This is a genomic window from Candidatus Palauibacter sp. (genome assembly GCF_965222475.1).
In the GTDB taxonomy this organism is placed as follows: Bacteria; Gemmatimonadota; Gemmatimonadetes; order Palauibacterales; family Palauibacteraceae; genus Palauibacter.
In genome coordinates this window covers 212,555-224,797 of record NZ_CBDCUB010000004.1, presented here as the reverse complement: position 1 = coordinate 224,797, position 12,243 = coordinate 212,555, and the positions used below count along the sequence as shown (strand labels likewise).

Sequence of the window (12,243 nt, the reverse complement as noted above, 5' to 3'; positions counted from 1 at the left end):
GGAACGAGCGGCCCGGAATAGCGTAGCATTGAGGTGCTACTTGGAGGGATTCATGGTTCGAAGCGTGAAACTGAGGCGAATGGGCGGGTCCGTCGGGGCCACGCTACCAAGGGATATGGCGCAACGCCTCCACCTCGAGGCAGGCGACGAGTTGTTGGCGGTCGAGACGGCAAACGGGATCTTGCTGAGCCCCTACGATCCGGAGGTTGAGGAGGGGCTGGCCATCGCGGCCGAGGCTCAGAAGCGGTATCGGAAGGCGCTGAGAGAACTCGCGCAGTGACCCGGCCGAAGCCGCGCCGGGTTCCCCGGCTCGTTGTCGAGGCCGTGCAGCTCGACCAGGTGCGCGAGCACGGCGGCCTGATCGGCCTTCGCGACGAGGACGCCCTCGAGGCGGCCCTGGCCCGGGCGCGGCAGAGATGGGCCTATGATCCCGGGTCGGATCTCGCGCGTCTTGCGGCTGCCTACACCTTTGGCATCTGCTCCGGCCACCCGTTCCGGGACGGGAACAAGCGCATCTCGTTCCTCACCGCGGTCATCTTTCTCGGCCTCAACGGCCTGGACCTCGTCGCGCCGGACGAGGAGGTGGTGGAGAGGATGTGGGTTCTGGCCGCCGGCAAGCTGGATGAGGAAGCGATCGCCGAATGGTTCCGCTCGCGGATCGAGCCCCGTCGTACGTGAGATATGCGCGACGCAACCCGCCGCATGGGAGTTGTGTCCCCGGTGGGAGAAATCGACGTTGCCTGTCCACGTTTCCCCGGGGGCGATAATGAACCGACCCAGGCTCCGCGTACCAGGCGCCGCCGTGCTGCTCCTCACCGTCTCGATCCTTGTGCCGCCGCCGACACTCGCCGGCCAGGATGTGGTCGAGAGTGCGGCTCCGCGGGATCCGGACCTGAGGCTGGCCGACGAACCGCTGGTGCGCGTCGGCATCGTCGACGGTCCGCTGGAATACATCTTCGGCAACGTGACGGGCGCTGTGCGTCTCGAGGACGGGAGCATCGTCGTCGCGGACGAGCAGAGCGGCAACATCCGCAGATACGACTCGAACGGTCGTCACCTGTGGACCAGCGGCCGGTCGGGTGAGGGACCGGGGGAGTACAAGGGGCTCCGGCTCCTCAGGAACTGCCCCGGGGCGCCGCTCACCGTCTTCGACTGGAGCCTGGCCCGCATCACCGAGCTGGATCTCGATGGCAACGTACTCGGGACGCGTTCGCTCCTTGCGGCCGGCGTCCGCCCTTACAACGATCCCCTCTGTGCGCCTGACGGTCGCCTGGTGTACACGCCGTGGCCCGACGACATGGGTGAGAGCTACGAGGAAGACCTGGCCGAGGGGGACCTCTACCGGTGGCACACGACCCTCGAATCCGTCGAGGGCGATAGCGTCGTCACCCTCCGGGCGGGGATCCCGGGCGCCGAACGGTTCTTCATCCAGGCTGGAGCCAGCGGTCCGCGCTGGTGGGGGCGCGACATGGTGTTCGCGCCCGCAGGCGCCGGCGTGTGGTACGGGACGGCCGACGATTACGAACTCGAGCACCTGGACTGGACGGGCCGGGTCATCCGGGTCGCCCGCTGGACCGGCCCCGACCTCACGGTGACGGACGAGCGCGTCGAAAGCTATCGGGAAGGCTGGCTGGCACAGTACGACGACCCGGAAGCCCGGCGGAACTTCGAGCGGGAGGTCTGGCCGGACATCCGGGATCAGCTTCCGGAGCGCTTCCCCGCGTACGAAGCTCTGATCGCGCTGCCGGACGGCGCCTTCTGGGTCAAGACCCACGCCTGGCTGGCTGCGGGCGAGGAACTGCACCTCCTCGATGCAAGCGGCGTCTGGCTTCGCCGCCTTACGCTCCCGAGCGGCGTCGTCCTGGACGCGGGCCGGGACTGGGTGCTCCTGCGCCAGCGCGACGAACTGGGCGTCCCGACCGTGGCCCTCTACAACTCGAAACCGGCGGCTGACGACGAAACGACGCCGTAGCTACTGTTCGCTCCCTCTCCTGTCTTGCCGCGAGACCGATCCATCCGACCTTACCTGAACGCGGCGGAGTTCTCGCGACGGCGCGCCAGGTAAACGCTCCGACCGCTGCCCGCGTCTCACTTTCGAAACCACGCACGGGGGAAGGGACCGGGGGCGCCATGCTCTCCGACCGAGAGATCCTGGATCTGGCCCGACGGGCCGGGAAGGGAGAGCGAAGGGCGCTCGAGAGGCTGGCCGGCGCTCTCCGTCCCCTCGTATGCCGGTGGGCTCTGGTCATGACCGGCGATCCGGATGACGCGGAGGATGTCGCACAACTCGTCCTGATGAAGACGCTGAACTCGATCGAGAGCTTCGATGGTCGCGCCAGGGTTACGAGTTGGGTCTACCGGATTACGCGGAACACGAGTCTGGATTACCAGCGAGCGAAGCGGCAGGAGCAGCGGCTGGCTCAGAAGGCGGGGTGGTGGGCCGAGGCCCGGACGCCGCAACTGGCGGATCCGCTGGACGAAATCGAGATGACGCGGACGCTGCACCTGATCCGGACCCTGCTGCGGGGGCTGCCCATGACGCAGCGTGAGGTCTTCGATCTGGTGGATCTGCAGGGACTGAGACCTGCGGAAGCGGCGCGACTGCTGGAGATGAACCCGAACACGCTGCGCGTACATCTGCTTCGCGCGCGGCGCCGGATGCGGAAAGAGATGTTGGCGCAACCCGGGGGGACGGAAACCAGGGAGAACGATGGCTGAGCGTGATGACAGGCCGAAACGTCCGGAGGACGGCATCGAGGCGACCAGCGGCTCGAACGCTCGGGGGCGTCGGGACGCCGAGCGGATATCCCGGGACGAGCGGAACATGCACGCCGTCCTGTCGGCAATGGCGAACCAGCTGAGCGAAGGCCTGCCCCCCGTACCGTACCAGTCCGCCACGCCCGTGGAGCGGCGTGGCCTGCGGCGCAGGTGGACCGTGGGGCCGCTCGCGGCGGCCGCGGTCGTGGCGGCCCTGATCCTGTTGCCCGACGGAGCCATCGAAGAAGTCGACGGCCCCCCCGCGTCGCCCGCACGGAGCATGGTGAGCGAAATGGATGTGGAGGCCGACAGGCCGTTCGTGGTCTTCCCCACGAATGATCCCGACATCGCCGTTGTATGGCTGCTCAGCCCCGGAGGAGAGTGACTGATGTTTGAGAAGGAGAAGAGGTGCGGTGCGAGAGGAACGAGTATCCGATACGCGTTGATCACGCTGTTGGCCCTCGGCTCGCTTCCGGGCGTCGGGAGCGCGCAGGAGCCTGAGGAGGCCGCGGAGACCATCCAGAACGTCCAGCTCGTGTTTCACCTGGTCGAGGCGGATGGTTTCACCGATGAGGCCCCCGAGATCAGCGATGTCGTGGCCGAACTCAGGAAGCTCTTCAGCTTCCGGGGATACCGGCTCCTGTCGACGTCGATGCTGAATGTCGGCCTGTCACATCTCAATAGCAGCACCGTCAGCGGTAGCGGGTCGCAGAGAATCGTCCTGGACGACGCCCGGACTCCGTTGGCGATCAGCACGGAGGTCCGTGCGCGCCGTGCCACAAGGACCGTCCGCGCCACGGTGACCCTTACGGATCTGGTGCCGCTACCCCTTCTCGAAGCCTCCGTCACGATCCGCGACGGTCAGAGGGTGGTTGTGGGATCGGCGCGCCGCTCTGCGGATGCGCCCGTGCTCATCCTGATCGTGACCCCAAAGATCGATCCCATGTGACCAGGCACTTCGCAACCCGTCCCGGCATCGTCAGGGCATGGCGACTCAACGTCCACAGGAGCGAATCCATGAGATGGCATCTGACCCTCACGGGGGTCTGTCTATCGGTCCTCGCGGGTTGCGGCGACGCCCGCCCGCACGCCGAACTGATGGCCGACGCGGCAGCCGACATGGAAGCGATCGAATTCGAGCGCGCCAAGGCCCGCTACGACTCGGCGCGCGCCGCATCACCCGATGACGCCGATGCACACCGGCAGTACGCCACGCTGGCCAGCTACTTCAGTCTGCATGCGGCAGCCGCGCAGGCCTGGGAGCGGGTGCTCGAACTGGAACCCGGCGATCCCGCTGCCTGGGAAGGCTACGTCCACGATCTTCGCTGGGCCGGCATCTTCGAGACCGATCGGAGGTACGGGGAGAAAATCCTCCGGATCCTCCCCGAGGCACTCCGCCGCGCGCCGGACCGGCCCGTCATCTACAACGAAGCACAGGACGCGGCGGAGGACCTCGGACAGCTCGACGCGTACGGCGCGATCCTCGCCGAGGTGCGGGCGATGCGGCCCGATGACCAGATCCTGCTCCACGCGGCGGATGCGCTCCGCGCCGCGCTCGCCGATCAGGAGGAGGGCGAACGGGCACAGGTCGTGAGGGATTCGATCGGGGCCGCGCTCGACGCGCTCGCGGCCGAGGCCGAAGACGATGCGGACGTCGCGGCCCCGGTCCTGTACCGGCTCGCGGCGGGATACGACGACTTCGGGATCCTCCGGCGGGAAGACGACGCGGACCGCTGGCTGGAACGACTCGAGGCGGCGCCCGACCGGGGAGTGTTGGCGGACGACCTGCGGTACTGGGACCTGACCAGCGACTTCGAGATGGCGCGGCGCGGGTATGCGGATAGTACGGTCGACATGGCGCGCCTCGCCGCCGAGGGGTTGAAGTCACGGGATCTCGGGCGCCGCGGCGCGTGGGTGGACCGCAACCACACGGTGGTGACGCAGCGTGCGCTCGCTTCAATCACCGGTGATGCGCCGAGCAGCAGGACGGTGTGGGGGGCGGCGACCGTCGTGGCGGAACCCCCGCATGCGCCGCTCGAACCGGAGGTGGCCGGGCAGCTGTTCGATGCTTCGATGGCCGTGGTCCGCTGGCGTGAGGGCGTGTTCTCCGCACTCCGCGGCCTGCTCTATTTCGGGATCGAGCCGCGGGCCGTGCTCGATGCGGCGACCGCGATCGAGGAAGACTTGCGAGCCCACAGCCCGGGATACCTGTACCCCGGCCTCCAGGGCGACGAGCGGGAGCGGTCGCGACAGAACCTGATCGACATGGCCCGCATCCTCCAGGCCCGCGCCCTCACGCAACTCGGCGATAGTCAATCGGCGGGCGAGTTGTTCGAGCAGGTAGCGACAGAATCCAGAGATGAGACCACGCTGGGAGAATACGGGCGTCATCTCCTGCGCACGGACCGGCCGGCGGAGGCTCTGGACGCGTTCGTGGAGGCGTTGGCGTTCGGCGGATCCCGGTTCCGCCCGCTCGCGGATGAAGCTGCCGCGGCGGCTGACCTGTCTCCCGAGACGGTCGAGGAGCGGCTCGCCGTGCGGCGCCCCGTCGTTGAGGAGGAGATGGAGCGGCGCGAACTGGGCAATCGACTCGAGCGCGAGGCCCCGGCGTTCGCGTTCGCGGACCAGACCGGAATCGAGTGGCGGCTGAGCGACCTCGAGGGGAAGATCGTCGTGCTCAAGTTCTGGGCGACCTGGTGCGGCCCGTGCATCGAGGAGTTCCCGCACTTCGTCGAACTCCTGAAGACGTACGAAGACGACGAGGATGTCGTGTTCCTCACCGTTGCCACGGCGGGGTCTCCCCGCGAACAGGTCGCGCGGCAGATCGAGGAGGGCGGCTTCACGTTCCCCGTCCTGTTCGACGAGCAGGGGCTCGCCCTGGATTACGAGATCCTCGGCTATCCGACGACGTTCTACCTGGATCAGGCGGGGTTCATCCAGTTCAAGCGCGAAGGCTTCGAGGAATCCGGCTACGAAGAAGGCGCCGCCCGCCGCATCGACGCCCTGCGCACTACGGCCGACGCGACGGCTTCGCCTTGAGAGCCGCCGATACACCCCTCGAGCCAGGCACCGCCCAGCGATTCCGGCGCGGCGCCCGGGACAACGGCCGATGATCTCGACGCTCGCCATCGCAGCGCTGGCGGTCGCGCCCATCGGGGTCGCAGCACCCATCGGGGCCCAGGAAGCGGTCGAGAGCGCGGCGCCGCGGGCCCCGGACCTGACGATCGCCGGGGAGCCGCTGGTCCGCATCGGCGCGCTCGATGGTCCACTCGAATACATCTTCGGGGACGTGGCGGGCGCCGTTCGTCTGGATGACGGCAGCATCGTCGTCGTGGACGAGCAGAGCCACAACGTCCGCAGGTACGACGCGGACGGACAACACCTGTGGACGAGCGGGCGGGAAGGGGACGGGCCCGGAGAATACCGGGGCCTGCGCCTCCTGCGGAACTGCCCGGGTGCGGCGATCACCGTCTTCGACTGGGTCCAGGACCGGATCACCCAACTGGATCTCGACGGCAACGTCGTCGACACGCGCGCCCTCCACGCGAGCGGCGTGCGTCCCTACGGGGAACCCGCCTGCTCGGCCGATGGTCACCTCGTCTTCACGCCGTGGCCGGAGGATCGGCGAAGCGTCCTGGAGCGGACCGTAGGCGAGCAGTGGCGCTGGCGCATGTCGCTGAGGTATGCCCTGGGCGACGGTGTGACCGTCCTGCGCTCCGGGATTCCGGGGGCTGAGCGCACCCGTGTTTCCGCGACCAGCTCCCGACCTAGCTACTGGGGACGGGATGTGATCTACGCCGCCGTGGATACGGGCGTGTGGTTCGGGACGGCCGACAACTACGAGGTGGAGCATCTGGACTGGACGGGCCGGGTCACGCGCACGGCCCGCTGGGCCGGTCCCGACCTCGCCGTCACCGACGAGCAGGTGCAGCGGTACCGCGAATACCTCTCGGCCCATGACTACTATGCCGACTACGGGGATCGCTTCGAGCGAGAAGTCTGGCCGGAGAGGCGGGCCTACCTGCCCGAGCGCTTCCCCGCCTACGAGTCCATCCTCGCCCTGCCCGACGGCCGCGTGTGGATCAGGACCTATCGCTGGCAGGCCCCCGGGGAGGAACTGCACCTGCTGGACCGAGACGGCGCCTGGCAGCGGCGCCTCACGATGCCCGGCGGCTCCGTCCTCCTCGACGCCGGCTCGGACTGGGTCCTCATCCTGCAACGCGACGCGTTCGATATCCCCACCGTGGCCGTCTACGAACTCGTGGAGGTTGTCGGATAGACCGTCTGCGGCACCCCCTCAATTATGGGGGTGTGAAACGCTTTCGGCCTTTCGTAGGATTACCACCGCCCAGCGGGCCAGTTCGTACTTGCGTGTCCCCGCCTCGAATCGTAACGAGAACGGTGCCGTCTGCGGGCTGATCCCGGGCACTAGCCGGGGTCTCCCCGAGTCACCACCGGAACAGCGTTAGGCCCCACCTCATTGAAGATGAACGGTCGACCCGCCCTCCGCCGCCGCGCCCCCCTACCTCAGAAACAGGAGCAGGTAGCGGCGAAGACTGCTCACGCAAGACCGATCGGCTGTGCCGGTGTGCTGCTTCTGCTGGTCTCCTGTGGAGACTCCGCGACACGTCCCGACCCTTCACCGCCACCGCCGCCGACGGCACCGCCTCTGACGGTCTCGGTAAGTCCACCCGAGGCGACGTTGGCTGCGCTGGACGATACGGTTCGGCTCACCGCCGACGTGCGCGACCCGGCTGGACAGCCGATCGGCGGGGCGTCCGTGACCTGGTCGAGCAGCGCTCGCTCGGTCGCGGGCGTGGATGGTTCGGGGCTGGTGACAGCCCTGAACAACGGTACGACGATGATCACGGCCCGTGTGGCGCGCGCATCGGCAAACGCGCTCGTTACAGTGATGCAGGTTCCGGCCGGCATCACTGTGACGCCATCCCGGCTGGAGTTCGACAGGATCGGCAGCACGGCGCGGCTGACCGCCTCCCACGCGGATGCCAATGGCCATGCCATCACTGGTGTCGACGTCGCAGCGACCTGGACAAGCGTTGACCCGTCTGTCGCCATTGTGGACTCGACAGGGCTGGTGACGGCCGTCGACAACGGGTCTACGGCAGTCATCATGGTATCGGATTCCAACGCCGTAACGATATCCGTCGCTGTCTCCGACCCATCCAGGGATCGGGAGGCTCTGGAACGTCTGTATCGCGACGCCGGAGGCGATGACTGGAGGCGCAACACGAATTGGCTGACGGGGGCGCCTCTGTCGGAGTGGTTCGGTGTAAGGGTCGGTCCGAACGGCCGGGTCGATGGTCTCACGCTTGTGAACAACGGACTGAAAGGCTCCCTGCCTCGCGAACTGGGTGACCTGGATAATCTGACGATTCTGCTGCTCCACGACAATCAGCTCACAGGTCCCATCCCCCCCGAATTGGGCAAGCTCTCGCTGCTGGAGCGTCTGGGGGCGTTACGGAACCAACTGAGCGGCCCTCTCCCGCCGGAACTGGGCGGACTACGGTCCTTGCAGACCCTGGTTCTCGACGAGAATGATCTCTCGGGGCCGTTGCCCTGGGAGATCGGAAATCTCGTCCGGTTGAAGCGCCTTGGCCTGACGTGGAATGCAGGTCTTAGTGGACTCTTCCCACACAGCCTCCTGAACCTGAAGGAACTGACCCGGTTTTGGGCATACGAAACCGCTCTCTGTCCGCCCCTGGACGATGCATTCAGACAGTGGCTGGACGGCATTGCCGAAAAAGAGCTGAATGAATGCAATCCGGCTGACGTCGAAAGCTTTGTGTTGTCGGAGTTCTTCGATCTCACGGGCGGCGAGTCCTGGAACGACGCAAGTGGCTGGAATACCGATATGGATGTGGGAGACTGGTACGGTATCACGGCCGAGGGTGGACGTGTGCGGTCCTTGTCGATGACGAATAACGGTTTGACCGGACGGCTGCCGGGGGTCATAGCGGGTCTGACCGAGCTGGACGGCATCGATCTCACTGACAACGAACTCACCGGACAACTCCCGGAGGACATCGGATCCATGGCCGCGCTGAGGACGCTACGGCTCAATGGCAACGAGGGCCTGGAGGGATTCATTCCGTTCACGATAGGAAACCTGACGCAGCTCGAAGTCCTGCAGTACGAGAACACAGGCCTCTGTATTCCTCCAACGCGGGGCTTCGATACGTGGCTTGAAGGCGTCGCTGTCGTGGAGGGTCCCCGGTGCGAAAACGTGGAGGGGGTGAAGTTGACACTTCCGATGATCTATCTCACGCAGGCCATCCAGAGGCCGACAGGCGATGTTCCGCTCATTGCCGGTCGCGATGCGCTGCTCCGCGTGTTTCCTACGAGCGCCGTGCCGAACGCGTTCTACAAGCCGGAGGTCGTGGCGAAGTTCAGCCGGGGCGGAGAGGAGGTGCACCGAGTCACGATGGCTCTGCCGGATCCCATATTGCCAACCTTCGCTGATCAGGGTGACCTCCGCGGATCCTACAATGCGGTCATTCCTGGCGACCTTATCCAGCCGGGTCTCGAATTCGTGGTCGAAGCGGATCCTGAGGGGGCGGTTCCGTTGACTGAAGGCAGCCAGACGCGCTATCCCGCCTCCGGTCTCGCGCTGGTGGATGTGGTGGAGGTGCCCCCGATGGAGCTGACCGTGGTTCCAGTGGTCGAAGCTGCGGCACCTGACTCCTCGATCTACGGCTGGACTGACGGTATCGGGGATGACAGCTGGCAGGTGGGCCTCGTCCGGCATGCGTTCCCGTTCGGCGAGTTCCGAGCCCGCAGCCGGGACACGTATGTGACGTCCCGAGACTTGACGACGTCGGCGGGGCAGTGGCGCCTGGTTCTCGAACTCGAGGGGGTTCGGGCCATCGAGCGAGGTACGGGCTACTGGTATGGAGCGGCCTCGAGCGTCAACGGCTACGTGCGCGGCATCGCGAGGTTGGGTGGCCCCGTGAGCATGGGCAAGCCGACGATCGCCGAAATCGCCCACGAAGTGGGTCACAACCTGAACCTGGATCATGCTCCCTGTGGGAATCCGCTCCAAGTCGATCCCGGCTTTCCGCACCGGGACGGGGGCATCGGAGGGTGGGGGTACGACTTCCGAGACGGCAGCGTCGTCGTTCCCGAGACCCGCCGAGACATAATGGGATACTGCTACGCGCAGGGTTGGCTCAGCGATTACAACTTCGAGAAGGTGATCAGCCACCGGGATAGCGTCGAGGCTGACGCCCGGCCCGCGGCGCCGCAGCCGAGATCCGAGGTGCTCGTTCTGTGGGGCGGTGTCGTTGATGGGGAGCTGCGGATCGAGCCGGCATTCCGGGTGCCGGCCACGGAGCGTCTTCCGGACGGGCCCGGTCCATACCGCCTCGAAGGGTTCGAGGACGGTGTCCCGGAATTCTCCATCTCGTTCAGGCCGGAGGAGGATCAGTTCGGAAACAAGTATTTCTTCTTCATGATCTCGGCCGAAGCCCCGGATCGGATCACGTTTACGGGACCGGAGGGGACGGCCACGATCGGTGTGGACGATCAACGTACGGTTTCGGTCGTTCGCGATCCGTCGAGTGGACGAGTTCGGAGCATCCTGGACGACTGGAACGGTGATCTTCCGGCGGCGCTTGGGCGGGTCGGCGGTCTCGACGTCGTGACCTATCGCGCGCTCGGTGAGGAGAGGAGATAGGCCCCGCTTCCGCCCGGCGGGCCGTTCGCCTCTTCCGTCATGGCGGCGGTCCCCTATTCGGACAGGCGGCGCTCCGGCAGCGGCGGCGCGGGGTCGATCCCCAGCACCAGATGCCAATACGCCCACGAGCGAGGATCGAAAATCCCCGGATGAGCCTGCCTCAGCGCGGCGCGGAAATCGTCCTCGTGGAAATGCGACCGGGCGATCCCGATGTCGTCCGCCGTACCCCAGGTCATGATGTGGTTGAGGAAGAGCACGGGATCGCGCAGCGTCTCCTCTGGCGGCTTGAACCAGACCATCCGTTTGGCCACGCGAAGAAGGTCGGGGGAGTGGAGCGGGTTCATCACGACGACGCCCCGGACGCCTGAAGACCCGGCTGAGCGGAGAGATTCGGGACGCTCTCCAAGTCGACTTCCCGGACGACATCGGCCAAGCGCGCGCGGACCGCGCCCGGGACCGCCGCGAGATCGCCGTCGCCGAAGAAGGTCAGCGCCTTGAGCGTCAGGACTGGGTTGAAACGCTCGCCGTGGACCGCCGCAGCGGCGCCCAGCGCCTGGCTCAGGCCGATGCCCGAGAGGTGAACCAGCGCATCCACATCCAGGTAGTCCCTCGCGCTCGCCCGACTCTGCACGACCTGTACCTTGGTCGCCGCGAGATCGAGAAGAGAGGCGACGAGGATCCCCGCACCGGCCGCCCGCTCGGGATCGCGGACGCGACTCAACGCGAGACCGCCGAAGAAGGACACGCGGACCGGTCCGCCACGATCGACCAGGCACGTCAGCGTGTTCTCCGCTCTTCGCACCACCTCGGCCGGGTCGAGGTAGGATACGTCGGCGAGCAGACGCTCAGCGTCCAGCGGGTCCGATGAAAAGAAGTCGAAGTCCTCCGACTCGCGATGCGCCAGCCGCAATGCCAGCGCCGTGCCGCCGTAGAGGACGAACCCGGAGGGCGTCGAGCGCAACTCGGGCCACAGTTGCCGCTGCGGCGGCGGAAGAGCGTCTAGTCGAGGCTGCAACACATGCCCTCCTCCCGCCTTCCTTCCCTCGTCCACGCACGGCCAGCCGTACGCCGATCCGGCCGGAGATTACCCCTGAAAATACCCGCCCGGCGCGCCACGGGACACCTCGCGGCAGGGCGGTGGCCAGCGTGCGAGAGGAAACCGGGGATACGGGAGGGCCTACGAGCCGAGTCTGATCACTGTCTCGATAGCCCCGCGCAGACCGGCGTAGGACACGTCCCCAGGGTCGAGTGACAGGAGGGGGTTGAGCCTGATGGTCTTCTGCGCAGGTCTCTCGGAGTCGAGCCTGAAGGTGGCGAGGACAAGAAACCGCCACTGGTCAATGTCGAGGGGATCGGGATCCCGGCGGGCGGGATCACCAAGGAGACTGAAGACGTATGCGCTCGCCGTACGACGTGGCGGGTCATAGTTCTCCGTCTCGTTGGTCAACGGATCCCATACCTCCTTGCGCGGCGCGATGTCGAACTCGATGACCGATGGCTTCGTTTGTGGCCAGCTCTGCCAGTAGGCCGCGCTCTTCACCTCGACCCCGTGACCTTCGCGCGTCCTGACGTCGTAGGCGCCCCATTCGAGCCGGGGTGTCTCCGCTGTTCCGAGTGCGCGGGCGACCAGGAACTCGGCCATGACGCCCCTCTGCGTGTTGCTGAGTAGGTCGGAACCGGACCAGCTCCAGTAGGTCCCGCAACGTGAAGTCCGTTGCGGTGTCGACCGAGCGGAATGGCTCGCATCCGCTTCTCAGGCGCAGCCCCTGTGCTCGCCGATCAACCATCTTCCG

At 66.7% G+C, this 12,243-nt stretch carries 12 protein-coding genes; 9 read left to right on the top strand and 3 right to left on the bottom strand.

What is annotated here, in order from left to right:
- Positions 1–52: 52 nt before the first annotated feature.
- From ACOQPP_RS09700 to ACOQPP_RS09660, 9 genes are all read left to right on the top strand, one after another.
- Entirely contained in the window at positions 53–280 is a 228-nt protein-coding gene (locus tag ACOQPP_RS09700; protein WP_419165393.1) for an AbrB/MazE/SpoVT family DNA-binding domain-containing protein, read from the top strand.
- The gene (locus ACOQPP_RS09695; protein ID WP_419165392.1) at positions 277–678 is read left to right on the top strand and encodes a type II toxin-antitoxin system death-on-curing family toxin; all 402 of its coding nucleotides are present in this window, start codon (positions 277–279) and stop codon (positions 676–678) included. Before ACOQPP_RS09700 ends, ACOQPP_RS09695 begins: the two co-directional genes overlap by 4 nt.
- Positions 679–766: 88 nt before the next feature.
- Positions 767–1,972 carry a hypothetical protein gene (locus tag ACOQPP_RS09690; RefSeq protein ID WP_420636408.1) on the top strand — a complete coding sequence of 402 codons (1,206 nt, stop codon included), beginning with the start codon at positions 767–769 and terminating at the stop codon, positions 1,970–1,972.
- A 158-nt stretch (positions 1,973–2,130) separates the two neighbouring features.
- A complete protein-coding gene (locus ACOQPP_RS09685) occupies positions 2,131–2,718 on the top strand; it encodes an RNA polymerase sigma factor (RefSeq protein WP_419165390.1) in 588 nt (195 codons plus the stop codon).
- On the top strand, positions 2,711–3,142 hold the full coding sequence (locus ACOQPP_RS09680) for a hypothetical protein (protein ID WP_420636407.1): 432 nt from the start codon (positions 2,711–2,713) through the stop codon (positions 3,140–3,142). The genes ACOQPP_RS09685 and ACOQPP_RS09680 overlap by 8 nt, the downstream gene beginning before the upstream one ends.
- A 3-nt stretch (positions 3,143–3,145) precedes the next feature.
- Positions 3,146–3,706: a hypothetical protein gene (locus ACOQPP_RS09675; RefSeq protein WP_419165388.1), complete on the top strand. Its 561-nt coding sequence runs from the start codon at positions 3,146–3,148 to the stop codon at positions 3,704–3,706.
- A gap of 68 nt (positions 3,707–3,774) precedes the next feature.
- A complete protein-coding gene (locus ACOQPP_RS09670; RefSeq protein ID WP_420636406.1) occupies positions 3,775–5,796 on the top strand; it encodes a redoxin domain-containing protein in 2,022 nt (673 codons plus the stop codon).
- 70 nt (positions 5,797–5,866) lie between these two features.
- Positions 5,867–7,036 carry a hypothetical protein gene (locus ACOQPP_RS09665; protein ID WP_420636405.1) on the top strand — a complete coding sequence of 390 codons (1,170 nt, stop codon included), beginning with the start codon at positions 5,867–5,869 and terminating at the stop codon, positions 7,034–7,036.
- Positions 7,037–7,243: 207 nt separating this feature from the next.
- Entirely contained in the window at positions 7,244–10,450 is a 3,207-nt protein-coding gene (locus tag ACOQPP_RS09660; protein ID WP_420636404.1) for an Ig-like domain-containing protein, read from the top strand.
- A 53-nt stretch (positions 10,451–10,503) separates the two neighbouring features.
- On the opposite strand, the gene ACOQPP_RS09655 is transcribed toward ACOQPP_RS09660, so the two are convergent.
- The 3 genes from ACOQPP_RS09655 to ACOQPP_RS09645 form a co-directional block, all read right to left on the bottom strand.
- A complete protein-coding gene (locus tag ACOQPP_RS09655; protein WP_420636499.1) occupies positions 10,504–10,794 on the bottom strand; it encodes a hypothetical protein in 291 nt (96 codons plus the stop codon).
- Positions 10,794–11,468 (bottom strand): nucleotidyl transferase AbiEii/AbiGii toxin family protein, encoded by a 675-nt coding sequence (locus tag ACOQPP_RS09650; protein WP_420636403.1) that lies wholly within the window; start codon positions 11,466–11,468, stop codon positions 10,794–10,796. The genes ACOQPP_RS09655 and ACOQPP_RS09650 overlap by 1 nt, the downstream gene beginning before the upstream one ends.
- A 159-nt stretch (positions 11,469–11,627) precedes the next feature.
- Entirely contained in the window at positions 11,628–12,092 is a 465-nt protein-coding gene (locus ACOQPP_RS09645; RefSeq protein ID WP_420636402.1) for a hypothetical protein, read from the bottom strand.
- Positions 12,093–12,243: the final 151 nt, after the last annotated feature.